Source organism: Thermoanaerobacterium sp. R66, assembly GCF_028895185.1.
Taxonomy (GTDB): domain Bacteria; phylum Bacillota; class Thermoanaerobacteria; order Thermoanaerobacterales; family Thermoanaerobacteraceae; genus Thermoanaerobacterium.
Genome location: NZ_JAEUWW010000001.1, coordinates 108,873 through 135,289, shown reverse-complemented (window position 1 = coordinate 135,289; position 26,417 = coordinate 108,873). Strand labels below are relative to the sequence as shown.

At 35.7% G+C, this 26,417-nt stretch carries 26 protein-coding genes and 1 riboswitch; of the genes, 8 read left to right on the top strand and 18 right to left on the bottom strand.

The genetic code is table 11. The annotated features are described in order from the left end of the window. Positions 1 to 20: 20 nt before the first annotated feature. The 5 genes from JJQ93_RS00580 to JJQ93_RS00560 form a co-directional block, all read right to left on the bottom strand. Entirely contained in the window at positions 21 to 1,928 is a 1,908-nt protein-coding gene (locus JJQ93_RS00580; protein WP_274892380.1) for an acyltransferase family protein, read from the bottom strand. 213 nt (positions 1,929 to 2,141) lie between these two features. Beyond that, complete coding sequence (locus tag JJQ93_RS00575) at positions 2,142 to 2,888, bottom strand: cysteine hydrolase family protein (protein ID WP_274892379.1); 747 nt, start codon at positions 2,886 to 2,888, stop codon at positions 2,142 to 2,144. Between the two features lie 40 nt (positions 2,889 to 2,928). After that, entirely contained in the window at positions 2,929 to 3,351 is a 423-nt protein-coding gene (locus tag JJQ93_RS00570; protein ID WP_274892378.1) for a PaaI family thioesterase, read from the bottom strand. A gap of 25 nt (positions 3,352 to 3,376) precedes the next feature. Beyond that, positions 3,377 to 3,943: a sigma-70 family RNA polymerase sigma factor gene (locus JJQ93_RS00565; protein WP_274892377.1), complete on the bottom strand. Its 567-nt coding sequence runs from the start codon at positions 3,941 to 3,943 to the stop codon at positions 3,377 to 3,379. Between the two features lie 265 nt (positions 3,944 to 4,208). Further along, positions 4,209 to 4,898, bottom strand: coding sequence for a C40 family peptidase (locus JJQ93_RS00560; protein ID WP_274892376.1), 690 nt, complete (start codon positions 4,896 to 4,898; stop codon positions 4,209 to 4,211). Next, a riboswitch (cyclic di-AMP (ydaO/yuaA leader) is annotated at positions 4,895 to 5,012 on the bottom strand. It overlaps the preceding gene by 4 nt. Positions 5,013 to 5,169: 157 nt before the next feature. Here JJQ93_RS00560 and ku point away from each other — a divergent pair. The 3 genes from ku to JJQ93_RS00545 all read left to right on the top strand — a co-directional run bounded on the left by ku (position 5,170) and on the right by JJQ93_RS00545 (position 8,634). After that, on the top strand, positions 5,170 to 5,979 hold the full coding sequence (gene ku / locus JJQ93_RS00555) for a non-homologous end joining protein Ku (RefSeq protein ID WP_085112247.1): 810 nt from the start codon (positions 5,170 to 5,172) through the stop codon (positions 5,977 to 5,979). Positions 5,980 to 5,981: 2 nt separating this feature from the next. Further along, the gene (locus JJQ93_RS00550) at positions 5,982 to 6,905 is read left to right on the top strand and encodes an ATP-dependent DNA ligase (RefSeq protein ID WP_350494213.1); all 924 of its coding nucleotides are present in this window, start codon (positions 5,982 to 5,984) and stop codon (positions 6,903 to 6,905) included. 67 nt (positions 6,906 to 6,972) lie between these two features. Then, positions 6,973 to 8,634 carry a peptidoglycan D,D-transpeptidase FtsI family protein gene (locus JJQ93_RS00545; RefSeq protein WP_274892374.1) on the top strand — a complete coding sequence of 554 codons (1,662 nt, stop codon included), beginning with the start codon at positions 6,973 to 6,975 and terminating at the stop codon, positions 8,632 to 8,634. 26 nt (positions 8,635 to 8,660) lie between these two features. Here the strand turns inward: JJQ93_RS00545 and JJQ93_RS00540 are convergent, their stop codons facing one another. Both JJQ93_RS00540 and JJQ93_RS00535 read right to left on the bottom strand, forming a co-directional pair. Beyond that, positions 8,661 to 9,029 (bottom strand): NusG domain II-containing protein, encoded by a 369-nt coding sequence (locus tag JJQ93_RS00540; protein WP_085112250.1) that lies wholly within the window; start codon positions 9,027 to 9,029, stop codon positions 8,661 to 8,663. Then, positions 9,016 to 10,065, bottom strand: coding sequence for an FAD:protein FMN transferase (locus tag JJQ93_RS00535; protein ID WP_350494232.1), 1,050 nt, complete (start codon positions 10,063 to 10,065; stop codon positions 9,016 to 9,018). Before JJQ93_RS00535 ends, JJQ93_RS00540 begins: the two co-directional genes overlap by 14 nt. Positions 10,066 to 10,229: 164 nt before the next feature. Between JJQ93_RS00535 and JJQ93_RS00530 the strand changes: the two genes are divergently transcribed. After that, a complete protein-coding gene (locus tag JJQ93_RS00530) occupies positions 10,230 to 10,940 on the top strand; it encodes a polysaccharide deacetylase family protein (RefSeq protein ID WP_085112251.1) in 711 nt (236 codons plus the stop codon). A gap of 14 nt (positions 10,941 to 10,954) precedes the next feature. Continuing rightward, a complete protein-coding gene (locus JJQ93_RS00525) occupies positions 10,955 to 11,500 on the top strand; it encodes a YkoP family protein (RefSeq protein ID WP_274892371.1) in 546 nt (181 codons plus the stop codon). Here the strand turns inward: JJQ93_RS00525 and JJQ93_RS00520 are convergent. The 7 genes from JJQ93_RS00520 to galT form a co-directional block, all read right to left on the bottom strand. Continuing rightward, positions 11,497 to 12,780, bottom strand: a complete 1,284-nt coding sequence (locus tag JJQ93_RS00520) for an ABC transporter substrate-binding protein (protein WP_085112253.1) — start codon at positions 12,778 to 12,780, stop codon at positions 11,497 to 11,499. The two genes, JJQ93_RS00525 and JJQ93_RS00520, sit on opposite strands and share 4 nt — an antisense overlap. Positions 12,781 to 12,826: 46 nt before the next feature. Next, the gene (locus tag JJQ93_RS00515; protein WP_274892370.1) at positions 12,827 to 13,462 is read right to left on the bottom strand and encodes a ferritin family protein; all 636 of its coding nucleotides are present in this window, start codon (positions 13,460 to 13,462) and stop codon (positions 12,827 to 12,829) included. 78 nt (positions 13,463 to 13,540) lie between these two features. Further along, the gene (locus tag JJQ93_RS00510; RefSeq protein ID WP_274892369.1) at positions 13,541 to 14,266 is read right to left on the bottom strand and encodes a YesL family protein; all 726 of its coding nucleotides are present in this window, start codon (positions 14,264 to 14,266) and stop codon (positions 13,541 to 13,543) included. Between the two features lie 84 nt (positions 14,267 to 14,350). Next, a complete protein-coding gene (locus tag JJQ93_RS00505; RefSeq protein WP_085112256.1) occupies positions 14,351 to 15,541 on the bottom strand; it encodes an ROK family transcriptional regulator in 1,191 nt (396 codons plus the stop codon). Between the two features lie 11 nt (positions 15,542 to 15,552). Continuing rightward, positions 15,553 to 16,542 (bottom strand): UDP-glucose 4-epimerase GalE, encoded by a 990-nt coding sequence (gene galE, locus JJQ93_RS00500; RefSeq protein ID WP_274892367.1) that lies wholly within the window; start codon positions 16,540 to 16,542, stop codon positions 15,553 to 15,555. 17 nt (positions 16,543 to 16,559) lie between these two features. Then, positions 16,560 to 17,717: a galactokinase gene (locus JJQ93_RS00495; RefSeq protein WP_274892365.1), complete on the bottom strand. Its 1,158-nt coding sequence runs from the start codon at positions 17,715 to 17,717 to the stop codon at positions 16,560 to 16,562. Positions 17,718 to 17,734: 17 nt separating this feature from the next. Further along, entirely contained in the window at positions 17,735 to 19,294 is a 1,560-nt protein-coding gene (gene galT, locus JJQ93_RS00490; RefSeq protein ID WP_274894020.1) for a UDP-glucose--hexose-1-phosphate uridylyltransferase, read from the bottom strand. Positions 19,295 to 19,573: 279 nt separating this feature from the next. On the opposite strand from galT, the gene JJQ93_RS00485 reads away from it, so the two are divergent. Then, complete coding sequence (locus tag JJQ93_RS00485; RefSeq protein ID WP_274892364.1) at positions 19,574 to 19,921, top strand: nucleotidyltransferase domain-containing protein; 348 nt, start codon at positions 19,574 to 19,576, stop codon at positions 19,919 to 19,921. Continuing rightward, positions 19,887 to 20,291: a HEPN domain-containing protein gene (locus JJQ93_RS00480; RefSeq protein WP_045411606.1), complete on the top strand. Its 405-nt coding sequence runs from the start codon at positions 19,887 to 19,889 to the stop codon at positions 20,289 to 20,291. The genes JJQ93_RS00485 and JJQ93_RS00480 overlap by 35 nt, the downstream gene beginning before the upstream one ends. 47 nt (positions 20,292 to 20,338) lie before the next feature. Here the strand turns inward: JJQ93_RS00480 and JJQ93_RS00475 are convergent, their stop codons facing one another. From JJQ93_RS00475 to JJQ93_RS00460, 4 genes are all read right to left on the bottom strand, one after another. Beyond that, positions 20,339 to 20,698, bottom strand: coding sequence for a Na(+)/H(+) antiporter (locus tag JJQ93_RS00475; protein WP_045411603.1), 360 nt, complete (start codon positions 20,696 to 20,698; stop codon positions 20,339 to 20,341). A gap of 65 nt (positions 20,699 to 20,763) precedes the next feature. After that, complete coding sequence (locus JJQ93_RS00470; protein WP_045411600.1) at positions 20,764 to 20,991, bottom strand: hypothetical protein; 228 nt, start codon at positions 20,989 to 20,991, stop codon at positions 20,764 to 20,766. After that, positions 20,966 to 23,128 (bottom strand): heavy metal translocating P-type ATPase, encoded by a 2,163-nt coding sequence (locus JJQ93_RS00465; RefSeq protein ID WP_274892363.1) that lies wholly within the window; start codon positions 23,126 to 23,128, stop codon positions 20,966 to 20,968. Before JJQ93_RS00465 ends, JJQ93_RS00470 begins: the two co-directional genes overlap by 26 nt. Before the next feature lie 32 nt (positions 23,129 to 23,160). Further along, entirely contained in the window at positions 23,161 to 23,397 is a 237-nt protein-coding gene (locus JJQ93_RS00460; protein WP_045411594.1) for a hypothetical protein, read from the bottom strand. Positions 23,398 to 23,551: 154 nt separating this feature from the next. On the opposite strand from JJQ93_RS00460, the gene JJQ93_RS00455 reads away from it, so the two are divergent. Further along, a complete protein-coding gene (locus JJQ93_RS00455; RefSeq protein WP_274892362.1) occupies positions 23,552 to 26,413 on the top strand; it encodes a cation-translocating P-type ATPase in 2,862 nt (953 codons plus the stop codon). Positions 26,414 to 26,417: the final 4 nt, after the last annotated feature.

The following is a 26,417-nucleotide window of genomic DNA, read 5'->3' as shown; positions in this document are numbered from 1 at the left end:
TGCAGCCTTTTTACATCGTTTTAATTTTCTTCTTTTACCGCATTTGCTATAAGTGAAGCAAAATACTTCGCACCACTGGGCTCTAAGTGAACCGCATCGGGTGAAAAGAATGAATCATGTCCATAGCTGGCTTTATACCAATCAATTAAAGTAGTGTGGGGATATTCTGAAGACACTTTTGACAACGTCTCATTGACGATGCTTTCCCAAGGGCGTGGGACGCGGACATTTACCAATATTACGCGTTTTACAGGTTCTGCGCTCTTTAAAAGCGATAAAAGCTGGTCTTCAGTGAAAGGCCCATTTGTCCCCAACTCAACTATCAATGTGTCTATTTTTCCTTTCGCTTTGAGGTTTTTCACGACATCTTTTGCTTGATACATTTGTCTTCCTACTTTGCCATCAATCGTGATTCCCGGCAACATCTCTTCCAAGTAAGGCTTTGTATCTATCAATATTGAGTCACCTATGATGGTTATGCCTTTTCCATCCTGTACAGGGCTGGTTGTGGAATCACCGCTATTTGATACTGCTGAGTTTGAATTTCCGCCTTTATACGGATAGTACTTAATATCTCTCCTATTATCTGGCAAATTATCATTGTAGTCCTGCACATCACTGCTAATATTGCTACTACTTCCTACATAAGATGGTGAATCTGATGCAATATTTGATGAACCTGAATTTAATGCAACTGATGCGCTGGCCGGTATGATTCCACTCATACCTGCAATAAAAGTGCTCATTAAGCATACGGATAATGAAACTAAAGCAGATGTTTTAAGTGTAGGTAGTATTTTCCCTTTTTCAAACCTCAATGATTTTAAGTCGTTTATGATTTTTTTAAGTGCGCCGTGTCTTATTGGATCCTCCACGTATTTCCATGAAAAGGCAGAAATAACAATGATCATAAATACCTGCAGCAGCGCCCGAATAGGATCAAAGCCTTTCGTGTCCACAGTTGGTGTCGTCAAAATAAGCACCGGAAAGTACCAAAGATATACTCCGTACGACCTTGCCCCCAACCATCTTAATGGAGCGCATCCTAATATTTTTCCCAACAAGCTTTTAGGATGTGCTGACACAGCTACCACCACAGCAGTTATTACAGATAGCAAATACATACCACCTCTATATACAAACGGATCGTATTGATTGACGTACATAAGCATAGCAAAAATCGAAACTATTGCCAAAAAGCCAATCATATCATAAATCAATACTTTTCTTTTAGCTTCATTGCTGGAAAATTTGTTGCTGGGTAGAATCAAGGCTAAAGCTGAGCCTAAAAGAAGCCCAAAAGCGCGCGTATCAGTGCCATAATATACACGGCTGGGATCCATTCCTGGAATGTACATCATACCCATTGCCAAAGCAGAAAGCGCAGAAAGCAGCAAAGTGATAACAAAGATATACTTTTTCTTCTTTATATATTTAAATGCCGCAATCAATGCTAACGGCCAAATAAGGTAAAACTGTCCTTCAACAGCCAGTGACCATAGATTGCCAAACGTCGATTGTGGTCCAAACTTAGCAAAGTAAGATACTTTATGAAATATAAGCCACCAATTGTTGACATAAAGCAAACTTGTTATAGCGTCGCCTTTAATAGATGAAAGCCTTGAAGCATCGAAAAGCGTAACATAAGAGACGACTACAATTACCATAATAAAAAGAGCTGGAAACAACCTCAACATTCTGCGCTTCCAAAAATTTTTTAAATCAACTTTATTGTTTTTCTCCCATTCTGATGCAATTATATTTGTTATCAAGTACCCTGACAACACAAAAAATATGCTGACGCCAAAAAAACCACCCTGCAAAAAAGTCAGATTAAGATGATATCCAATGACAGCAAGCACAGCTAAAGCCCGCAGCCCATCAAGTCCTGCCATGTATCTTGCGTTTTCGTTTAAAGGTTTTGGCACTGAAATCCCCTCCTAAGATCCCTCACAATAAAAAGCAATTTGCAACAAAATTCTTCATCATTCATCTAAAACAGCCATTTTTCTATAAATCCATTATATATTATCAATATTACAAAAGCATTACAACTGATAAATAAAATATAAATATCTTATAAATATTTATTAATAAAAAGAGCCCTTTATACGTTAAAGAGCTCTTTAAAACTTTTTATTTTATTCTTCCAGCAGTTCTTTTACGATATTTATGCCATTAAGCTTCATGTGGTATAGAAACATAGTATGCGTTAAGTCACCATCGTGTGGAACTATTTTAAGCCTTTCCGCTGTCTTCACGCTTATATCGTAAGTCTCAACACAATTTTCAGGCACAATCACATTGGCGCTTAAATTATTGGCGTTTGCAATCATCTTTATAGAAATCGCTGTCTGATATACACACAAATCAGTGCAATTTCCTACGATAATAAATGTAGATTTGCCTCCTTTTATCATATCAAATATCTTTCTCAAGAACTTATTTCCATCACCATCTTCTCCGCCGAAAAACACATTTAACGAATTTTTCTCGTACACATTTGGCTTGTCCTTGACTACCTCTAAAAGCTCCTCTACGATACGGCTTTCATCTGTTCCTTTGATACAGTGCTCTGGATAAGCAGCAAATTCTGTTGCACCTTTCGCATGGGCATCATTTACAAACATCACGTTCTTTATGCTCATCCTGTACGAAGCTTTAATGAGGCTCTTTATATGTTCTATAATCCCTCCTATTCGAGGACTTGACAAAGCCCCACTTTTGCAAAAACCGTTTATCATGTCAACGACGATAATCGACACATTGTCAGCACTTCCAGCATCTTTTATGACGGTGCTTAACTTCATGTCATCTAAATTGCTATAAAAATCAAACAAATAATTTAAAAAAGGTCTTGTATTGTACAAAAAGCTATCAAAATTCATTTTCACAGCCTCCTTTCATCTTATTTTTATTGTATACCATTTAATCTATGCAGTAAAATGTCTCGCGGGAAGATCCCACAAGCTTGCCATCCTGATTGTATGCATCACATACTGCAACAGCAGTCGTCTTGCCCATGTGGATGATCTTCCCTATTGCCTTGATTCTGTCTTTGGCTTTTAAGGGCTTTATATAGTTTATATTCATCTCCAGAGTCACCATGTTTTTCCTCATCGTCTTTGCGGCAATTCCCATAGCTGTATCCATGAGAGAAAAAAGTACACCTCCGTGAGCAATCTTAAAGATATTTAGATGTTTCTCGGAAATCGTCATTTCCATCGTCACTCTACCACTGCCAAGCTCAGCAATCTCCATGCCAATTAAATTGTGAAACTGAGCTTTTTGATTCAACACGATAATTTCTTTGAACAATTCTTCATTTATGCCGAGATTTTTAGCTTCCAAGTATACATCATCCTTTCAAGCCATTTTACATAATTATATCATTTTTTATCAAAAATCTTAATCTATCCAAAGCCCTGTCTTTAAGTTTAACAACACTCTGGTAACCTACTCCCAATTCTTTTGATATTTCAACGAGTGTTTTTCTTTCAAAAAAGTAAAGCAATATTATGTTTTTCTGCTTTGCGGTAAGGCCATTCAAAGCTTCCTTTAAATCATTTCTCATGATATCATTAAAAAATTTTTCTTCCGGAGTAAGTTCATCGGCTACCATCAAATCGATGATTTCATCTTCATCATCATCTGCCTTTGCATTCAAAGAGAGAAAAGATTTTTTCTTTCTGTAGGCATTTAAAAAGTAAAATTTAAGCTGCATACTTCCATATGCTATGAATTCTTTGCCTTTTTTCTCATCAAACTGATAGATAGCAGCAATAAGCACTTCTCTTCCGTCCTGAAGCATATCATCAAAACTGTCGTATGGAAACTTTTTTGCTAATTTTATCAAAAGAGGATGAAACTTTTTTAAAATCTCATAGACAGAATCTTTATCACCACTTTTAGCCTTAAAGCACAGTTCATTATAACTTATCATCTACTACACACCTCACATAAAGTGAGGACCGGTCCCTTTCAGTGCAGCACTGTGCTTTAATTATATTAAACGAACAAATGTTTTGGTAATTGCGAGTTATAAAAAGTCATCGCAGAAAATTTATAATAATCAGTTATTTGTGATATTACTTGTCAGCAAAACAAAGATTTCCATTTAAGACTTTATTGAATTTCTAAAAATAAAAGAGGCGCATATGTTAAATCAAAAAACATATACGCCTCTATATAGATGCTCTCTTTTAACCTTAATAATACCTTCTTGCACCAATATAATACGTCCTAAACCAACCGCTAAAATCCGCAATAGCAGCCTTACCAAGTGAATCGCTCATGTGTATTAAGCGGTTATCACCTATGTATATGCCTTCATGCGTAGGGCCACCGCCTGATGTAGAGAAAAACAATATATCGCCTGGCTGAAGATCAGATAAGCTTACAGCTCTACCACCTGCATACTGGTCATACGTAGTTCTACCAATGCTTTTTCCAGCCTGCCTAAACACGTATTGAACAAATCCAGAGCAATCAAAACCTGCAGGTGTAGTACCACCAAAAACATAGGGCACTCCAAGATATCTTTCTGCAATGCTTACTACGTCAAAATTTGATGGGCGCTCATAGCCACCCCTTGATGAAACGCCAGTTACAGTCGTCCTATTTAATACAGCCTCTGTAGCTGGTCCTACAATTCCATCCGGAGATAGTCCGTACCTTCTCTGCAGTGCGATCACTGCGTTCTTTGTCATACTACCAAATATTCCGTCAATACCACCTGTGCTATAGCCAAGCCTGTTTAACGTTTGCTGCAAGCTAACCACCGCTTGTCCTCTTGAACCATATTTCAAAAGCTCCATTGCAAATGCACTTGGCGCTTGCATAAGTGTTATTGACACTACTGCTGTTGCCACTATTTTTTTGTAATTCAACTCATTCATCCTCTCTTTATGCCTACGAGGTTAGTTGACGGGTTCGGTAAAGAGCAACCCTACCGCATACGCGGATTCACCCCAAAGATATCCCCCGCTCTTTCGATTAGGCATATTTTATTTTATTTTAATAAATTTAATAAAAAATTTATATTTTTAATAATTAATTAATATTATATAGGCAAATTGTATCAAAGTCAACCACATTCCATAAATTACCTGAAGATTGTGAGTTTCTCATGGTTATACTAATTAATGAATATTGAAAGAAGGTGAAAAAATGCGTTCAATGTGGAAAGGTGCCATTAGTTTCGGCCTTGTCAGCATCCCCATAAAACTGTATGCAGCCACAGAAGACAACTCTATACATTTTAGACAGCTTCACAAAGACTGCAAATCACCCATAAAATACGAGAAGATCTGCCCTGTGTGCAATAAAGAAGTTTCTGATGAAGAAATCGTAAAAGGTTACGAATATGAACCAGGAAAATTTGTCATCATAGATGAAGAAGACTTAGAGAGAATTCCAAAGTCAACAGTTAAAACGATAGATATTATCGATTTTACAGATTTAAGTCAAATAGATCCCATATATTTCGATAAGACATACTACATCGCACCAGATGAAATAGGTGCAAAACCATACGTACTTTTAAGAGATTCTATGAAGAAATTAAACCGTGTAGCAGTTGCAAGAGTCGTCATACGATCAAGACAAGATTTAGCCTGCATAAGAGTTTTCAATGACAACTATATGGTAATGGAAACAATGCACTTCCCTGATGAAATAAGAAGCACAAACGAACTTCCACCTATCCGTAATGTAGATCTTCACGAAAATGAGGTGAAAATGGCTATAAAGCTTGTAGATACTCTGACATCTGATTTTTCTCCCGAAAAGTACGATGACAACTACAGAAAAGCCCTGATCGAAATAATCGAGTCGAAAATTCAAGATAGAAAAATTGAAATACCTGAATCGCCAAAGGAAGAAAATGTCCTGGACCTTGTAAGCGCATTAAAAGCCAGCATCGAATCAGTAAAAGAAGAAAACACGGCAAAAAAATCAAAAAAGAAAAAAGGTGCATAAAGATGTCCCTGATGGATGAAAAAATCCCTCCTATGCTGGCTGTATCAGGAAATGTATTTGACGATCCAAATTGGGTATATGAAATCAAATGGGATGGTTCAAGGACAATAGCATTTCTTTCATCTTATACAAAACTTCAAGACCGAAGGCTTGTAGATATAAGCCACCAATTCCCAGAACTTATAGATGTAAATAAATGTCTAAAATCAAATGAAGCCATACTTGACGGCGAACTAATCGTTATAAAAGACAATAAACCAAGCTACAGAAACATAATGATGCGAAAACACCAGCAAAACAAACTAAAAATTGAACTTTTAAGTAAATCCAATCCCGCAATATTTATAACATGGGATGTAATATATGTTGATGGAAAAGAACTATTAAACTACCCACTTATTAAGCGCAAAGAAATCTTAAGTAAAATCGTCAGTGAAAGCAATCTAATAAGGATATCTGATTATATTTTTGAACACGGCAAAACTTTATTTGCGGAAACTGGTAAAAAACAATTGGAAGGAGTAATGGCTAAAAAGGCAGACTCAAAATATTACTTAGGAAAAAGAAGTAATCTATGGCAAAAATTCAAACATCACATAGTACTAAACGCTGTAATATTGGGTTATAAGGTAGATAAAACGGCGTTAGTCTTGGGCCTTTACAACGAGGATGACAAACTTGTGCACATTGGAAATGTAGAATCTGGAATATCGCAAAAAGAATTATCATCGTTCTTAGAGGTTGCCAATGATCTGAAGGTCAACCCTGAATTTTACGGTCTTGCCATTAACAATGTTCAATGGATAATGCCTTTTATTGTATGTAAGGTTAAATTCATGGAATGGTCAGAAAATTTCAAAATGAGAGCACCATCTTTCTTAGAATTTGCTTTAGATGTAAAACCCATCGAATGCAGATTCATGTAAACTAATTGAAATGTGCACATTATTGATTTAAAATAAAATTATAAACGTACAAGGGGGATACTTTCAATTGGCATCAATAAATAAAAAGCGCATTTTGCTGGTACTAATTACATTTTTATTTTTAATCGCATGTCTTTTAGCACGATTAATATGGCTACAGATTGTAATGGCTCCAAAGTATTCGCTGGCCGTCAAAAATCAAACCACATCCAAGATAGTACTAAAGCCAGAAAGAGGAATTATTTACGATGCAAATGGAAATATCCTGGCCACTAATGTAAGCGGCGGCGATGTATATGCTGCGCCTAAAAATATAACACACCCAGATGCAGTCGCAGACAAATTGTACAGCTTATTAGGCATGAAAAAAGATTCACTGTATAAGCTTCTAAGCAATAAAAATTCTGAGTGGACTGTCCTTAAAAAAAATGTCTCACTGGACAATGTAAACAAGATAAAAAAGTTAAACCTTGCAGGCATATACGTAGAAGATACCAGCATTAGAAGCTATCCTGACGGCAGTCTATTGTCACAGACATTAGGATTCACTGGTGTAGACGGAAATGGTCTATACGGTTTAGAATACTCATTTGATAAATATTTAAAAGGAACATCGGGATTAGAAGTAGCCACAACTGATGAAGTAGGTCATGTAATAGGACTTCCCGAAAAATTGTACGAACCAGAAAAAGGCGATGACTTAGTCCTTACTGTCGATTCGGTTATTCAAGGATATGCAGAAACGGCCATAGAAAAAGCTTATGAAACTTACAGTCCAGCTAACGGCATTTCAGCAATCGTGATGAATCCGAAGACTGGCGATATCTTAGCCATGGCAAATATTCCTGATTTTGATCCAAACGAGCCAAATAAGGTCAGCTCCATCGACACATGGTCAAATCCTGCTGTGTCTTATCTGTACGAACCAGGATCAGTATTTAAAGTAGTAACAGCATCTGCTGCATTAGAAGAATCTTTAGTCACGCCAAATGAGCAATTTTACGATCCAGGTTACTACATAGTATCAGGCCACAGGATAAATAGCTGGACAAAATTAGGAAATATCGATTTTTCACAAGCAGTTGCAATGTCCAGCGATACAGTATTCATGAAGATAATCGTAGAACGGCTTAAATTAAATACATTGTACAAGTACATAAATGCCTTTGGATTTGGAAGCCCAACCGGAATACAGCTTCCTGGGGAAGCGTCTGGCATGATAATACCAGAGAAAAACGTTCATCCTGTAGACCTTGCATCCATGTCTTTTGGACAAGGCATAGCAGTAACACCACTTCAAATGATAGATGCTTTTTCAGCAACTATAAATGGTGGATACTTGATGAAGCCAAATATAGTAAAAGAAATAAAATCAGGTGATAAAGTCATAAAAGAATTTAAACCTCAAGTCATAAGACAAGTTATATCGCAGGACACGTCAAACACAATGAAAGAACTGCTTAAAAAAGTCGTCGATGAGGGTACAGGAACAGCATGTCAAATACCTGGCTTTACTGTAGGAGGAAAATCAGGCACAACTGAAAATTACTCACCCGGTAAATACACAGCATCTTTCGCTGCATTTGCACCTGTGGACAACCCTCAAGTAGCCGTCTTAGTGGTCATAAGAAATCCTACTAAAAATGGCCATATGGGTGGCGAAATTGCAGCACCTGTTGTAAAAGACATACTCTCAAACACATTAAGATATCTAATGATAAAAAAATAGCCGTACATCTTAAAGTGTGCGGCTATTTAATATACTACGTCGTCTACTTCTCCTTTTTTGCCACCTGTAACTCTCACCACTACTCTATTAGGGAGACATACTATCTGCTGGCCTTCTTTTTCTATCCAGCCTGTTTTGACACATATCTGATCTGGACAATTGGCTTCTTCCATTCTTACCTTACCATCTTTTATCTCAACCACATTTAAATGCTGGCCATTGTGAATTGTCACTGTTTTATCAACATTTAAAGGCAATTCTTGGTACTTAGAACCATTTACTTCAATTACAACATCTGTGCCAGTTCTTGATAGCGCCTTGTCATAAGTAAAATAGGCAGAAGCAAAAGAAATAATCAAAAGCACTCCTATTAAAATCTTATCACCTATTTTCATACAGCTTAAACCTCGAATCTGTTATCTTTAATTTACCTTTAAGTCCTGATGTTGCATATACCTTATAGTCCGGTGTAACAAAAATCGCATCAACACCAGGCATGCTCTCTATCAATTTCATCCCTTTATCAACACCTAAAATAAAGGTGATTGTAGATAACGCATCAGCATCAATAGATTTAATATTAGTAGAAACTATTGTTGTACTGACGACGCCGCTTTCTGCAGGATACCCTGTAAAAGGATTTAATATGTGATGGTATCTTTTTCCGTTTTGAATAAAATATCTTTCATAATTGCCAGATGTGTCAATAAGCATATCTTTGCCTGAAACAATGGCGAAATACGTACCTTTATCTCCAAAAGGATTCTGTATGCCTATATTCCAATTGGAGCCATCTGGCTTTGAACCATAAAGGTATACGCTGCTGCCGCCTAAATTTATAAGCGCGTGCTTTACACCATTTTCTTTCATGATATTTTCCAGTTCATCAGCAGCAAAGCCTTTAGCAATTCCTCCCAAATCGATTGCCATGCCTTTTCTGCTTAATTTAACTTCATCGTTCTTTTCGTCCAGCAAGACGTCTTTGTAGTTTATGTATTTCATGACATCCTTAATTTGGCTTTCCGTCGGAACATGGGCATGATCAGTGCCGATACCCCATAAATTCACCAACGGAGCGATAGTTATATCGAAATATCCACCACTTATTTTGCTGTACTTTAAAGCCGTCTTTATGACGTAAAATGTCTCTGGATTTACTTTCACATACTTTACACCAGCATTGTCGTTTATCTTTTGTATGTCGCTACCGCTTTTCTGGCTGCTCATAAGGTTGTCGATTTCTTTCAATTTGTTCATGGACTCGTCAACTGCTTTTTTGGCATTTCTGCCGTATGCAGTAACTTGCATGACAGTATCCATCATAAAATCAGTACGTGTATACTGTTGATCGTTGTTGCCACACCCTACAACGGATACAGAGATAAGCATTGTCACAATAATTGCTACAAATTTTTTTATAAAATGATTCATCATCTAAACAATCCTCTCAATTAAGTTAAATTCGCCTCTTTTATTATAAATTTTTTTTCTAAATTCTTCAAGCAAAATAGCATTAGCATTCATTTCAAGCTCTATAAACTTGTAAGATTCATTTTTTACGTATATAATCTTATTGTAAGGGGGAAATTAGCGGAATGATAAAATTCATGATAAAAATTTACATACTTTACTTAGTCTTAGTAGCACTGCTTCCTACCATGCTGGGCCGTATTTTCCATTATAATGTCATATATACAAGCAGAAAAAAGAAAGTGCCATGGATAGCGATTACTTTTGATGACGGCCCAGATCCCGAGTACACGCCTACACTTTTGTCCCTTCTGGATAAATACAATGTTAAAGCGTGCTTTTTTTTGTTGGCAGACAAAGTTGAGAAGTATCCAGATTTAGCCAAAGAAATCGTAAATAGAGGTCATGAGATAGGCATACACGGTTATAAGCATCACATAAACTGGTTTTTAGGACCTATTGCTACGTACAAGGAATTATTAAAATCGGTTGAAATTATCTCTCAGATTACCGGAAAGTATCCTTCATATTATAGACCACCATGGGGATTGTTTACAACTTTTATCTACCGGTACTCAAAAAAATTAGGCATCAAAATAATTTTATGGAGTTACATGAGCTGGGATTGGAAAGTAAAAGACCCAAATCTGATAGTAAATCGCGTATTAAACAAAGTAAAGGGCGGAAACATTTTAATATTTCACGACAGCAGCGACAACATAGGGTCAGACAAAGAAGCTCCTGAGACAATGCTTATAGCTCTTGATAAGATAATAAGTGGAATAAAAGAGAAGAACTTAGAGATTGTAGACATAAATAAATTTATCTTTTCGTAAACGGGGTAATCATTATGAAGAAGATTTTTATGTACATTTGGTCTTTGTGGGAACTTGTATTTGCAAAATTAAATAATATCCATACAGTAGGTGGAGACGACTCTGAAATAAGAATCGCATTAAAAAAATACAGAGGTAAGAGGATCGTGCTGAAAGATGGCACAGTTTTAGATAGAGGCGATAAATTTGCTGAGCTTCACTTAAACAATAAAGTCCTTACAGAAATAACCTCCAGCAGCAGTTCACCTATTGCTATTGGCATCATAGCACTAAAAAGGTTTAAAAAATCTTTAAAAGCATTAAAAGCTTACATCAATGAAAATCATGATTTCGAAGATGTAAATGTATTTATGGGATACACACTTTTCAATCAAGGTGTGGAAATGCTTGGCTTTGAAGTAATGGACATGAAATCACCTCTTGAAAGATTCATAATAACCCATTATGAAAGCTTTCTTTTGGGCATATTTCACCCTGAAGGATTTAAGCGGCTTCGCAACAATAAATTCACGGCAAAGATGGTTTTGATTACGAAAAAGACGATAAACAGCCGCTACTAATTTAATGCTTTTTGGATTTTTTCCAAAATCATTTTCTCGCTTTCTTTATTTTTTAATCCATCTATTAATGCTTTATTAAACATGATATTTTTGTCATGCCAATTCTTCGGTATATTATCAGTGTATTTCACTGCCATGTCAATTTTTTTCATAATTTCGTCGGTTATAGGTACATCCTTTATGACTGGTATAAACCCTATTTTCTCTACGCTTTCTTGAGAATCTGCAATAAATTTTACAAATTTAAACGCCATATCCAATTTCTTTTTGTCGCTCTGCTTTGTAATGCCGTAACCGTAAATTTTTGGAGATATTGTGATAGGCACATCGCCATCTCCTTCTGGATACAACGCAATATCAAACTGAAAAAGTTTATTCTTATTTTCAAGATATTTGAGGTATTGGACTTTGTAACTTTCATCGACCAAGACAGCGCTTTCTTTATTGACTGTAAAACTATCCCACACTTTGCTGTAATCACCACCAAAAGACACAGGATCTATCGCACTTTTTGCGTACAATTCTATCAATTTTTTAATGCCAGACTCCGCCTGCAGCCCCTTAAAGGAAACTATCCCTTTATCGTTGATTATATTTAAACCGTCTGCCATCAAAAACCCCCAAAGATTATAGCTTCTTTCCATATACATAGTTATTCCATAGAAATCCTTTTTTTCTTTTTTGCCTTCTTGATATGTAAGCTTAGCCATATCATCTAGAAACTCTTCGTAGCTCCACTCTCCATTTTGAGGAACTTCCACTTCTTTTTTGCTGAACAAATCGCTGTTTATGTAAAGGACACTTGTGTACATCCCTAAAGGAATGCCATAAACACTATTATTATACATAAATCCATTGAGGACATCTTCTTTTAATGAATTCTTATAACTTTTACCAAAAAATTTGTCAAGTGGCTCTAATTTATCATTGTAAATAAATGGACTGTCTGAAGTTATAGGGATTATATCAGGTTTATCCGTGCCAATTATATCATTGACATCATAATAAAAATTTCCATTTCTAATTGGCTCAAATTCAATTATAACCCCTGGATGCAAATATTCGAAATCCTGTATCTTTTTCTTTATAAAATTAAAACCAATAGGATCATCAGTTGACCAATGGGGAAAATCGCAAAATGTAATTATCCCCCTGTAATCTTCATCATCTGTCTGTGTAAAGTTTATTTTGCCTGTTTCATACAAGTACATGTAATATGGCCATGTGACTAAAAAAACAACAATCAATAAAATTAAAAAAAGAGCAAAAGGCTTTTTCATAAGATTCACCTCTTACTCTATCTATATTCACATTAAACATTCCATATCACTCTTTATTTTTACTAAGTTCACTTATTTCTTTTTCTAATGCATCCATCCTGGCTTTTAAATCTTGTGCTTCTTTTAAGGCTGCATCCCTTTGATTCTGCAGCTCTTCTATGATGCTTTTTGCAATCTCATCGCTATCACTTCTCATTTTTGACAACTGCTCCTCTTTGTATTTTACAGCATCTTTTGCTATGCCATCGATGTTCTGTTTCGCTGCATCTGCTAAATTCTTCATCTTTTCAGACAATGTCATTGCACCAGAGACAGCACCAACAGCTACTGGCTTCAAAGCCCTTTTTATATTTGGACCTATAGATGCAAGTATAAAAGCAGCACTTATCCCCAATAAAAAACCTTTTGTAGTATTTGTACCCATAAAATTGCCTAACATTTTAAATCTCATCGATACATTATCTTGCCATGTAAGCTCATTGTTGCGAGTCTTACCAAAAAAATCATAAGCTCTCTTAAAGCTGTTTTGATGTGATTTCTCATCAGACAAGATTTTCTTAAAGATATTTCTCACGTAAGGATTGCGAATCTTGTCTAAATCAGCCATGTACTGTTCAATCGCCAGCGATTCACTGCTTATGCCATCTGATAAAACTTTCATTAAGCTTTCCTTATTTTCCATATATATTTTGCTCCTTCCATAATGTGTAATATAAGCTAACGTTAGTTATATTATCCATTATGGAAGGTTTTATACGTCCTACTGATCTTCAGGTTCATCTTCCATTTTTTTGTTTTCTTGGTTGACTCTGCTGTCAATGTACTTCTCAAACACACCTCTATCATATACGTTTATGGCAAGCCCAACTAAGCTAAATCCGATGACAATAAGCGGAATGAACGCAAATAAAATGCAAAGTCCAAACAATAATAAGCTTAATAGCACTATGCCTATCGTCTGAGGCAACTTTATGATTGAAAATATCAAAGCATTTTTATATATATGCTTTATCTTTAAATCATACGTAACCATCAAAGGATAAATATACACATTCATGAGAACAAGTATAAAGCCAATAAATATGGTAATATAGCTGCCCGCAATTTTTATAAAGCCTGTACTGTATGAAGAATAAATTTTGTAATTATTGATTAATATAAAAGCTGCTAAAGCGTTTATCAACGTAATTATAAAGCTTTGCTTGAAATTCTTAACAAACCCGTCTTTGAAATCATTCCAAAGCCATACATTTCTATTAAGTGCATGATTCCTAAGCACATTATTGAATCCAGCCAAAGCAGGTCCTATCGTCACGATAGGTATGCACGACACAATCAATAAAAGATTAAGGCTTATAAGTTGCCAGAAGTTGTTTTTTAAAATGTCAAGAAACAAAGACATACCCTTCTTAGGAATATCATCAGCTTTTAAATCGGGTCTATATGGATCGCCATAGTACATTCTATTAAAAAAATTTCCAAACATCGTTTACCTCTCCTATATCAGTCTATAATTCAATTATAAATGGTATGCTGAGAATTTTCAATGACAAAAAAATATTAGATAGCATTACAAAATACTATCTAATATTATATTTGATATACCCATCAAGGCTGTATTATAATCTGGATTTGAAAAGGCAATGCTGCAGGATGAATAATTTGCTTCAAAAGATCTCTTTTTAATAGTCTCCAATACAACGTCTTCTATAAACTTTCGACCTCTTACTATCCCACCTGATATAAGCACTAGCTCAGGGCTAAAGACATTGACTATATTTGCAATGCCTATGCCTAAGTAAATGGCGATTTTGTTTAACTCAGATAAAGCAACTTCATCCCCTTCTTCCGCGGCTTTGTACACAAATCTGGTTGTTATATTTTCCAAGTCTCCGTTGACGTATTCAGACACAAGAGAATAAGATCCCTCTTTTATTCTTTTTACCACATTGTTTACCAATGCTTTCTCAGATGCCAAAGCTTCAAAACATCCGTAATTGCCGCAACTGCATTTAGGACCGGCAACGTCGATTGTAGTATGTCCTATCTCACCAGCCATGTCGTTAATTCCTCTGTATATTTTGCCATCCAATATTATTGTTGAACCTATTCCATGTCCTACTTTTAAAAACACAACATTGCCGACATTTTTAGCAATTCCGTTGTAGAATTCCCCTAAAGCCATGGCTCTGACGTCATTTTCAACAAACGTAGGAATTCCAAATTCTTTTTCTATCATGTCCTTTATAGGCACATTTCTCCACCCTATATTAGGAGAAAATACGGATATACCTTCGCTTGACTTTACAGGACCTCTAACTACTATGCCGATCCCAGCTATCTCTTTCTTTGAAATATCTTTTAAATGCCTTATTCTATCGAATAAAAGCTTGAATATGCTTTCCGAATCTTCCTTTTTTATGTTGTCAACTTTTGATTCTTTTATGGTAAGTTCAGCGTCCAACAGGTACTCTTCCATTATATCTGTCCCGATTATTATAACGATTATATCAAAAGCTTCATTGTTTATCTTCAATATGACAGGCGGCCTTCCACCGCTGGATTCTCCTAATTTGTCTTCTTTCACAAGTCCGTCCTCTAAAAGCTTGTTTATGATATTCGTAACTGTAGGTGGCGTCAAATTCGTTATCTTTGCTATTTCAGACCTTGATACGTATTTGTTGTGACGTATCACATTCAATATGAGACTTTCATTCATGCCCTTTAATAATTTGTAACTTACTGGAATCAAATCTGCCAAAATTACCACCTCTATTTATCGCCAAATCCATAAGGATTTGATTTATGCCATTTCCACGCAGACTCTATAATCTCCTCAAGTGAATTGTGCTTAGGATTCCAGCCTAACTCATTTATAATCTTTTCCGATGATGCTACCAATTTTGCAGGATCTCCCGGTCGCCTTGCGGCAATTTTCGCTGGTATAGGATGTCCGGTCACCTTTCTTGCTGTTTCAACCACTTCCTTGACTGTAAACCCTTCTCCATTTCCCAGGTTGTATATTGCACTACTGCTATCCCTTCTTAGCTTATCTAATGCCAAGATGTGGGCATCAGCAAGGTCTGTAACGTGTATATAATCTCTTACACAAGTACCATCTTTTGTGTCGTAGTCATCACCGTAGATTTCTATGAACTCTCTTTTCCCTAATGGCACTTGCAATATTAGCGGTATAAGATGTGTTTCAGGATTATGATCTTCTCCTATGACTCCACTTTCATCGGCGCCAGCCACATTAAAATACCTAAGCACAACATGCTTTATCCCATAAGCATTGTCACACCACTTTAGCATCTTTTCCACAGCCAATTTAGTTTCGCCATAAGGATTCGTAGGAAATGTCTTGTCATCTTCTTTTATCGGTATTCTTTCAGGCTCTCCATATGTGGCAGCAGTTGATGAAAAAACTATCTTCCTAACGCCGTATTTAACCATTTTTTTTAATAAGCACATCGTCCCATACACATTGTTTTCATAATAGTCCAGAGGTTTACCGACGCTTTCTCCCACCAGAGAAAATGCCGCAAAATCTATGACAGCTTCTATGTCATTTTCTTCAAAAACTTTGTCCAAAAATTCGCTATCTCTAAGATCGCCAACGTAAAGCTTGCCTCCAATTACCGCTTTTTCATGGCCTGTTATGAGATTGTCAACTACTATTACATCTTCTCCTCTTTTAAAAAGCTCATAGGCAGTATGACTGCCAATGTATCCAGCGCCACCGCACACTAAAATAGACATACAATATATACCCCTTTCTATTTTATTTCTTTTGCTCCGTCTCCTACACCCGTCACATACATTGATGGCTCATAACCTATTCTTTCTTTGTATCCTTTCGTCACTTCTCTAATGAAGTCTTCTACAAATTCTTCTTTGACGATGCTGACGGTACATCCACCAAATCCTGCGCCTGTCATTCTTGAGCCTAAAACGTAATCTAATTTAAGCGCTTCATCGACTAAAGCATCCAATTCCTTGCCGGTAACTTCATAGTCATCCCTTAACGAATTGTGAGATTGTACCATCAGTTGACCAAATCGTTTAATGTCATTATTTTTTAACGCTTCAATAGCATCTAAAACTCTCTCATCTTCTGTCACAACGTGTCTTGCCCTCTTTATTAATACATCATCCGGTATCAAGTATTTGTATCTATCGAATTCTTCCAGTGTAACCTGCCCAAGATTGTCTACATCCAATTCTTTCTTAAGGTAGCTTAATGCAGCCTCACACTGACTCCTTCTCTCGTTGTACTTAGAATCTTGAAGCCCCCTTCGCTTGTTTGTATTCGATATAACTATCCTATAACCATCTAATTTAAGTGGAACGTATTTATAATCAATTGTATCACATTTTAAAAATATAGCATAGTCAGCTTTGCCCATTCCTACAGCAAATTGATCCATTATACCGCAATTGACGCCGACAAAATTATTTTCAGCTTTTTGACACATTTTAACTAATTCAACTCTATCAATTCCCAAATTTAAAATTTCATTCATAGCCACACCAGTCACAAGTTCTATGGATGCAGAAGAAGAAAGTCCTGCTCCATTTGGTATGTTCCCTTCGTATAGCGCTTCAAACCCTCTTAGCTTATAGCCTTCATCTTGCAAAACTTTTAAGACGCCCTTTGGATAATTTGCCCAGTCATCTTTTCTGTCATAAACTAATTCGTTTATATCTGCTTCAACTTTTAGGTCGAAGTTTAAAGATGAAAGGCATATCTTTTCATCATCCCTCATTCTTATCGCCATAAACGTCCCAAAATCAAGGGCACATGGAAATACGTATCCACCATTGTAATCTGTGTGTTCCCCTATTAAATTTACTCTACCTGGCGAATAGAATAGCCTTACTCCCTCGCTACTGCCATAGATTCTTTTAAATTCTTCTACAACCTTTGTTGCCATTTAATTCCTCTCCTTTATTAAATTTTTTTAAAATGTATGCTGCTTAAAAACTTGTCAAATGCCTCTTTTCCTTTTTCATCACGTTTAAAGACGCCTGCATCCAGCAATACTTTTAGGAATATTTCCCCTACTTCATCTTTTACTACAACTTCTGCCTCTTCCTTTTTGAGATTCACACCGTATTTACTGACAAGCTCATCAATCCATGGTACATGTTTAAAAAGCGGATCACCTTCAGAAATCTCATCTTTATCGTATTTTCTATCACCTGATAATATCATTTCTATTTCATCAAGTTCTTTTTTTAGCCTTCCAGGAAGAACAGCAAGACCCATCACTTCAATCAGCCCTATATTTTCCTTCTTTACATGGTGAAGTTCCTCATGTGGGTGAAAAATACCATAAGGGTATTCATCGGTAGTCCTGTTGTTCCTCAAGACTAAATCCATCTCATACATGCCCTCATCGTTTTTCCTTGCAATAGGTGTTATGGTATTGTGGGGTACTTTTTCACCACCAATTGTGCTGTAAGCAATTATATCAACAGATGGATCGCTGTAATCTCTCCACTCTCTTAAAATTATGGATGACGCCTCAATCAATTCATCTCTATTTTTGCTTGAAAGCCTTATTACTGATAAAGGCCACTTTAAGATTCCAGCGTCCACATCTTTAAACATTTCACTTTTATAACGTTCTTCTACCTTTGCTTCCTCCATAGGAAATACATGACGACCACCTTGAAAGTGCTCATGTGATAAGATAGAACCACCTACTATCGGCAAATCAGCATTAGAACCAATAAAATAATGTGGAAATTGGTCTATGAAGTCCAGCAATCTGATAAACGTCTTTTCTGATATTTGCATCGGCACATGTTTTTCGTAAAGCAATATACAATGTTCGTTGTAGTATACATAAGGTGAATACTGAAAATACCATTGCTCTCCCGCAACAGTGACAGGTATTACCCTGTGATTTTGTCTTGCTGGATGGTTCAAATTGCCGCTAAAACCTACATTTTCGATACACAAAAGGCATTTGGGATAATTTGTCTCTTTTAATGCTTTGGCTGCTGCTATGTCTTTTGGGTCCTTTTCAGGCTTTGATAGATTGATTGTAATCTCTAAACTGCCGTATTCTGTATCTGTCCTCCAATATTTATTTTTCGCTATCCTATCCATCCGGATATAATATGAATCTTTTGATAAGCTGTAAAAATAGTCTGTGGCTTTTTCAATGCCTAATGACCTTTTTATGTCATCAAACTTTTTTATCACTTCAGACTGCCTCGGCATCAACAAGCCCATGATCCGCGTATCAAAAAGATCTCTGTTTGTAATCGTATTTTCCTTGATAAAACCTTTCTCGTATGCATAATCTAAAAGAGGATTGAGAATCTCATGTGGATCATCTAAATCAACATCATTTATAATACCATCGTACGGCTCTTGTATCTCAAATAAGTCCAGCAGTGAATTGCGGCATTTGATATAGTCTGTACTTTCTATTATGCCATGCTTTAAGGCATATAAAAGCAGTTCTTCGATTTTTAGCGAAGCAGTAGTAACATCCATTTCACACATTCCTTTCACATTCATTGTCATCTTAATAACATGATACTACATTCTTTAACTTTTTTCAATATTTTAATAAAGTTAATTTACACTAAAAAAAGCCCAACGTTTAGTTGGGTTTTATGAAAATTCCTATTTGATAATTTTATTTGCTTGCTTCAAGTACAGTTGTATTCTATAATGTTTATAGAGGGCATTATTAAATGTAATATATCCGTCATAATATCTATTTAGACTGTCAAATAATAATAGTGATTATGAAAAATAGCAGGTGATTAAATGAATATTCAAAATAAAGACGAGCTAGAAATTATTAAAAATCTAATACTCAGTAATATTGATGCTGATAAAATATATCTTTTTGGCTCATATGCTTATGGAACACCATCAGAAGAAAGTGATTATGACATATTTGTAATTATACCTGACAACAGCATTCGACCAATAGAAGCTATGCAGCTTTTAGGCGATTTATTATATAAAGTTCAGACAAGACCTGTTGATCTAATTGTGACTAAATCAAGCGATTTTAATAGTCGCAGACGCTTACCTACGCTTGAAAGAAAAATTGCAAGAGATGGGATATTATTATATGAAAAAAATAGACATAGTAAAAGAATGGCTTGACTTTTCAAATAAGGACTTCTCTAGCGCAAAATTTCTTTTAAACATGCACCCAGCTCCATTTGAAATTATATGTTACCATTGCCAACAAGCTGTAGAAAAAGTTTTAAAAGCATATTTAATTTATCACGATGTTGAACCATTGCGAACTCATGATTTAAGATTGCTTTGCAAAACGTGTTCAAGTATTGACAATGATTTCGATGAAATAAGTAAGTTTTGCTCAAGCCTTACAGTATATGGTGTGCAGCCAAGATATCCATTTGAAATTGAAATAAACGAAAGTGATGTACTTAAAGCCATAAATGATGCGGAACATATAATAAACTTTACTGTTAAAAAAATAGGATATAATACAAAAGATCATCAATAATTCGGATTACACTAAAAAAAGCCCAACGTTTAGTTGGGTTTTATTAATCATTCAGCAGTTTTTAATCTGCTTAACTCACTTTCTAACATCTCTATCCTGCTTTTAAGCTCATTTACTTCTCTTATTGCCTTCTCTCTCTCTTTTTCTAAGCTGTCTATTTCGCTTTGATATAAATTTTCATCTTCAACGTTATTTCTTTCATTGTCATTAAACATTTTTGCTATTCTATCTTTGCCTTTATTAATTACTGAAGATGCCTTATCAGCCATATCATAAGTGCTTTTAACGCCATTTACCAGGACTGGCTTTACCTTTTCCTTTGCTTTTGGAAATAGGATATAACTTAATGCAGCAACACCAATTCCCCAGAAAAAGCTTCTACTTCCTAAAGTTTTAGCGATACCCATTGAAGTTTCCTCCCTTCATAGGTTCTTCTATTATTTTATCCCGAAAAAAATATATTATTAAATCGCTATTTTCCAAAAATGAGTGCCCTTGCAATAGATTTATACAGCTCTTTAGCTTGGTGTTTTTCGCTCATCTTTACAGCATACTGTAAAAAATCGTTAATTGTTTCTTGCCACAATTTTACAATTTCGTTTTTAGTCGATTTATCCTTTGAATACTCTGTAAAAGATATGTCAACCGTCTGTCTTAAAACTTTCGAAGCTTCTTCAAATCTTTTTTTCATTTCTTCCATCAGAAATAATCCTCCTTGATGAATATTTATAAACTTTAAGCGAATTTGCCAATATTATGATTTGATTCATGCTGTGAAGCATTGCAGCCGTAAATGGATTCACCTCGCCAAAAAGTGTCATGATGTATTCTATATAGCTCATCATCGATGCTATAACATGATTTTGCTTTATCACTTCTTTTGAATACCTTGATAGCTCTATTAAATACGTTATTTTTAAAGGATTTTCGTCGATTACAGCCACATCGAGCGCTTTTAATATTTTTTTACTTATGGGCCTTCCTAAAATGATTCCAACATCAGCGCTTCTCATCGCCTTAACATCATTTAGCCCATCACCAACCATTATGACGGTTTTGCCATAATCTTTTTGCCATTCTACAAAATTTTTCTTCTCCTCAGGCGATACTGAACTAAACGCATTGATTATACCTAACTCATAAGCAACTCTATCTGTAGGCTCTTTATCATCACCTGATAAAATATAAATGCTATCATCGTTAAAGCCTAACGATCGTGCAAATTCTACTGCAGCTTTACTTTTTTTCTTAAGCACGTCTTTCATTCCGATGACTCCAATAGCATTTCCATCAACAGCAACGTATATCACACCTCTATTTAGGTTTTTTAAAACATTGCTAAGATCCTCCACATCATGTAGATCAATGTTGTTTATCTCCATAAATCTCTCATTGCCAACATGCAATTGTTTCCCATCTACATAAGCAAAAGCACCCATGCTTTTGACTTCTCTGCCATGAGAAAAATCCTCAACCTTTATTCCCATATCATCTGCTTTTTTAATTATAGACAATGCTACAGGATGTACGACACCAGATTCTGCAGACGCAGCTATCTTTAATATATGATTTTTGTCAGTACTTGATGACGGTAAAATTTCACTTACAATAGGTCTGCCTTCCGTAAGTGTTCCCGTTTTATCAAAAATCAACATATCGGCTTTTGCCATATTTTCGATTGCAGATGAGCTTTTTATCAATATGCCTCTCTTTGCAGCATTTTTGACAGCTATGCCGTAGACGCCAGTAGAACCATGTGCAAAAGTACATGGACATAAAACAAGCATGGATGATATTCCTTTTAATATATCCTTCGTACAAAATGCCACAAGCCCCGTTATGATAAAAGACAGCGGTATAACTTTGTTAATATATACGTCAGCAGTATTTGTAATATATTTCTCCCTTGACTCTAATTCCACAATTTTGTACAGATCTTCTATGCTCTCGTTTGCCTCAATGTCAGTTATTCTGGCCTTTACTTCCCCGTCTATCAGCAAAGATGATTCAATTATTTTATCTCCTTTTTTCTTTTCAACGTATTTCACTTTTCCTCGTATATACTTTTCGTCCACGACTGCACTGCCTTCTACTACTTCGCATTCAAACGGCGCCACATCACCTTTTTTGAGCGAAATCACATCGCCTTCATTAAGCTCCTCTACAGGTACTTCTATTTCTTTCCCTTCTAATGCCATCCACACTTTCCCCGGTTTTAATTTAAGGAAACTTTCAAGTGCTTTTTTATTATAGTGTATGTTTAAGGAGTGAATAAAGACACTTAAATTGACCAGAAAAATAACCACAAGTCCTAATATGCTTTCTCTCATAAGAAGCGTTATAGTAGTAGCAATTGTTATCATTAAATCTCCATTTATTTTGCGCTCCTTAAGCAGTGTATTTATACCGCTTCTAAATATTGGATATCCAGCAACAATCGATACAATTGACGATATACTTAGTAGTCCATAATGACCGCTTAGCGGCGATTTGCCAGCAAATATGCGCTTTAACACAGTGTAAATCGTAGCAACCATTGGAAGAGACACCATAAAAAATTGAGTCTTTAATGGAAGATCTTCTGGTTCATATGGCTTTATCTCATCATCTACATCATCTTTGAAAATCGTATCTATGATTTCTCTTTTTATTTCTCCTATGGTCTTGCCTTCGTACTTTACAAGCACTTTTCCAGTAACACTGCTGGCACTTATATATTTGATTCCTTTAGAACTTTTTAAATAATGGTTTATCTTATTTTCAATAGATTTATCTTTGTAAAGTGCATCAAAGCTTAATCGTGCTAATCCAGTCAGCGAAAAAATCTCTCTTATCATGTTAAATCCTCCAAATACGTGCATAATCCCTCTTATGAGGGATTATCTGCTGTTTCAGGCTGTGTATTTATTTTTGATTGAGTATGTTGATACTGAGCTTCGGCTATTATATCTTCTACTTCCTCTTTTACATTCATAGCCAATTCTTTGCCTTTATCAGCAATAATCATGGCAGTACCTACAAGACCTACCGCTAACCTCTTTGCCGGTTTTGCCAATAAAAATGCTAATCCCAATACACCTACGCCAATCCAAAATTCTTTGCTCATACTAAAAACCTCCTGTTTGTTTTTATTTATTTTAACCTGTATTTGCAAATAATATTAATAAAACCATCGCTATGTCATTCATAATTTTTCCTTCTCTAAAATAAAAATTTTGGGACAAAATATTTTTATTATAAAGCATTCTGGAGGTATGAAGATGGAACTCATAAGAAAATATACATCATATACGAAGCGAATCAGATTTTCTGTAAACGGCCTATACAGAAACGAATTATTGGCAAAAAGATTGGAAAAAAATCTATCTCTTAAAAGCGGAATACTAAGTGTAACAGCAAACCCAATGACAGGAAACATCATCATTGCCTTTGATGACAGATTAAAAGCTGAAGACATCAAAAAAGAAATATACAAAATAAAGTTCAATATAAGAGACGCTAAAGATAATTTCCCTATGAAGCAACAAGCTCAATACCCTTGGCACATCATGACAAAAAAGCAAATAGAAAAAGTTCTAAACACAGATATTGACAATGGACTATCAACAGTTGAAGCTAAAAAAAGATTAAGTACATACGGTTTAAATCAACTGATAAACGGTAATAAACCATCTTTCTTTAAAATGATGCTAAATCAGGTGAACAACTACCTTTTTAAGATACTTTTTTTTGCAGGAGGCATTTCTTTGTTGATTGGAGATATAGCTGACTCTATTGTAATAATATCAATTGTCATATTAGAGTCAAGCCTTGGCGTACTTCAAGAGTACAATGCCGAAAAATCTCTAGAATCGTTGCACAAGTTGACATCACCCCGATCATCTGTTTTAAGAGACGGTAAGATTTCATTGTTAAGCTCATCAGAACTTGTACCAGGCGATGTAGTGATTGTAAAACCAGGTGACATTGTCCCTGCCGATGGTCGCATAGTGGAAAGTAAAAATTTAGAAAGCGACGAAAGCTGTCTAACGGGTGAGTCACACCCATCATCAAAACATGATTTAGTGATATTAAAAGATGATATTCCATTAGCTGAGAGAAAAAACATGGTTTACATGGGAACAAACATAACTAAAGGATATGGCAAACTTATCATAGTCACAACCGGAATGTCAACAGAAATAGGCAAAATTGCAAAAATGTTGAACGAAGAAAGAAATGCTTTATCACCACTTAAAAAAAGCCTTGAAATCTTAGGGAAAAACATAACAATAGCAATCATAACAATCAGTTTCGGCATTTTTTTAAGCGGCATAATAAAAGGCAAATCTTTTTCACAGATGCTTGGAATAGGCATAAGCCTTGCCATAGGTGCCATACCCGAAGGCCTATCTACTATCGTGACAATAGCTTTAGCTTATGGTGTACAACGAATGGCAAAAAGAAATGCCATCGTGAGAAAACTTAATTCTGTAGAAACATTGGGAGTAGCTAATGTAATATGTACTGACAAAACTGGAACACTTACAAAAAATGAAATGACCGTGAAAGAAATACGAACCCTTGGCAAAGTCTGGACCATCTCAGGAATTGGGTATTCACCATTAGGTGGTTTTTATCACGATAATGTTAAGATAAATCCAAAAGATGATAAAGACCTATATTCAATCTTGCAGTATGGTGCTTTATGCTGCAATTCAAAATTAATAAAAAAAGGAAATGATTGGACAGTATCTGGTGATCCAACAGAAGGCGCTATAATTGTTGCAGCTTCAAAAGCTGGCATTGAAAGTGAGGAATACGAAAAAATTGATGAGATACCCTTTGACTCATCAAACAAATTCATGACTGTCGTAGTCGATGCTGTTTCATACAAATTGGTCATATCAAAAGGGGCTCCTGATGTGATCTTAAATAAATGCAGCTACTTTTTAAGGTCAGGCAAAGCTATAAAATTAGGAAAAATAAACAAAAACAAGATCATCAAGCAAAACGATGAAATGTCTAACAAAGCATTAAGAGTCTTAGCTGTTTCTTACAAGATTTTAAACGATGAAGACAATAACGTTGACAGTGATTTTATATTTGCCGGTCTTATAGGCATGGAAGATCCGCCAAAAGATGAAGTCAGTCAGACTATTGAAGAATGCCTTAGGAGTGGAATTAACGTCGTCATGATAACAGGAGACCAAAAAAACACTGCTATGTCAATAGGAAAGAGAATCGGACTTTTAAAGGACAAAAAAGCAATTTCAGGTCAGGAGCTTGATAAAATGGATGACGATGAGTTAATAAACCTTATAGATGATGTAAACATATTTTACAGAACTTCACCCCATCACAAGCTAAAGATCGTCAGAGCTTTGAGAAAAAAAGGGTACATCGTTGCCATGACAGGAGATGGCATCAACGATGCACCAGCGGTAAAAGAAGCAAATATCGGCATTGCAATGGGTAAAGGCGGAACAGATGTTACAAGAAATGCCTCTGATATAACACTGGCTGATGACAATTTCACTACAATTGTCATTGCTATAAAAGAAGGTCGCGGCATCAACGAAAACATAAAAAAATTTCTAAGATACGTTTTGTCAGGAAATGTTGGCGAAATAATAGCTTTAGCCATGGCATCCATGACAGGCATGGAGATGCCACTGACATCAAGCCAGATTTTAAGCATAAATCTCGTCACTGAAGGAATACCTGCACTGGCATTAGGCGTAGAACCATCATCATTAAAACTTAAAAAAAATGAAAATGCACAACTGCTTGACAGCAAACTATACAACTACATACTCAAAAGAGGCTCCTTAATAGGATTTACGACGCTATTTGCGTTTAAATACGGTGAAGCATTTAGAAATCCAGCCATCGCCAAAACTATGGCATACTTAAACTTAGTCATGGCACAGATGTTCAATGTATTTGACGCAAGACGTACAGAAATGGCTACACCGATTTCACAAAATAAATTATTGGTGCCATCTGTGGCAATATCTATTGCAACGCTATTGACAACCATATACGTAAACCCTATTGCAAATATATTTGGAAATGCAAGGCTTAGCCTTATGGATTGGCTCATCGTACTTGTAAGCTCCGGCATAATTAGCAGAATTTAATAAA

Excerpts from the sequence above, each read along its gene's own strand:
- JJQ93_RS00475 (WP_045411603.1), bottom strand. The coding sequence starts at position 20,698 with ATGGGTATCGCTAAAACTTTAGGAAGTAGAAGCTTTTTCTGGGGAATT.
- JJQ93_RS00470 (WP_045411600.1), bottom strand. The coding sequence starts at position 20,991 with ATGGAAGAAATGAAAAAAAGATTTGAAGAAGCTTCGAAAGTTTTAAGA.
- galE (WP_274892367.1), bottom strand. The coding sequence starts at position 16,542 with ATGTCTATTTTAGTGTGCGGTGGCGCTGGATACATTGGCAGTCATACT.
- JJQ93_RS00480 (WP_045411606.1), top strand. The coding sequence starts at position 19,887 with ATGAAAAAAATAGACATAGTAAAAGAATGGCTTGACTTTTCAAATAAG.
- JJQ93_RS00495 (WP_274892365.1), bottom strand. The coding sequence starts at position 17,717 with ATGGCAACAAAGGTTGTAGAAGAATTTAAAAGAATCTATGGCAGTAGC.
- JJQ93_RS00515 (WP_274892370.1), bottom strand. The coding sequence starts at position 13,462 with ATGGAAAATAAGGAAAGCTTAATGAAAGTTTTATCAGATGGCATAAGC.
- JJQ93_RS00510 (WP_274892369.1), bottom strand. The coding sequence starts at position 14,266 with ATGTTTGGAAATTTTTTTAATAGAATGTACTATGGCGATCCATATAGA.
- JJQ93_RS00550 (WP_350494213.1), top strand. The coding sequence starts at position 5,982 with ATGTCCCTGATGGATGAAAAAATCCCTCCTATGCTGGCTGTATCAGGA.
- ku (WP_085112247.1), top strand. The coding sequence starts at position 5,170 with ATGCGTTCAATGTGGAAAGGTGCCATTAGTTTCGGCCTTGTCAGCATC.
- JJQ93_RS00485 (WP_274892364.1), top strand. The coding sequence starts at position 19,574 with ATGAATATTCAAAATAAAGACGAGCTAGAAATTATTAAAAATCTAATA.
- JJQ93_RS00465 (WP_274892363.1), bottom strand. The coding sequence starts at position 23,128 with ATGATAAGAGAGATTTTTTCGCTGACTGGATTAGCACGATTAAGCTTT.
- JJQ93_RS00460 (WP_045411594.1), bottom strand. The coding sequence starts at position 23,397 with ATGAGCAAAGAATTTTGGATTGGCGTAGGTGTATTGGGATTAGCATTT.
- JJQ93_RS00520 (WP_085112253.1), bottom strand. The coding sequence starts at position 12,780 with ATGAAAAAGCCTTTTGCTCTTTTTTTAATTTTATTGATTGTTGTTTTT.
- JJQ93_RS00560 (WP_274892376.1), bottom strand. The coding sequence starts at position 4,898 with ATGAATGAGTTGAATTACAAAAAAATAGTGGCAACAGCAGTAGTGTCA.
- JJQ93_RS00535 (WP_350494232.1), bottom strand. The coding sequence starts at position 10,065 with ATGAATCATTTTATAAAAAAATTTGTAGCAATTATTGTGACAATGCTT.
- JJQ93_RS00565 (WP_274892377.1), bottom strand. The coding sequence starts at position 3,943 with ATGATAAGTTATAATGAACTGTGCTTTAAGGCTAAAAGTGGTGATAAA.
- JJQ93_RS00540 (WP_085112250.1), bottom strand. The coding sequence starts at position 9,029 with ATGAAAATAGGTGATAAGATTTTAATAGGAGTGCTTTTGATTATTTCT.
- JJQ93_RS00455 (WP_274892362.1), top strand. The coding sequence starts at position 23,552 with ATGGAACTCATAAGAAAATATACATCATATACGAAGCGAATCAGATTT.
- JJQ93_RS00575 (WP_274892379.1), bottom strand. The coding sequence starts at position 2,888 with ATGAATTTTGATAGCTTTTTGTACAATACAAGACCTTTTTTAAATTAT.
- JJQ93_RS00530 (WP_085112251.1), top strand. The coding sequence starts at position 10,230 with ATGATAAAATTCATGATAAAAATTTACATACTTTACTTAGTCTTAGTA.
- JJQ93_RS00525 (WP_274892371.1), top strand. The coding sequence starts at position 10,955 with ATGAAGAAGATTTTTATGTACATTTGGTCTTTGTGGGAACTTGTATTT.
- galT (WP_274894020.1), bottom strand. The coding sequence starts at position 19,294 with ATGGATGTTACTACTGCTTCGCTAAAAATCGAAGAACTGCTTTTATAT.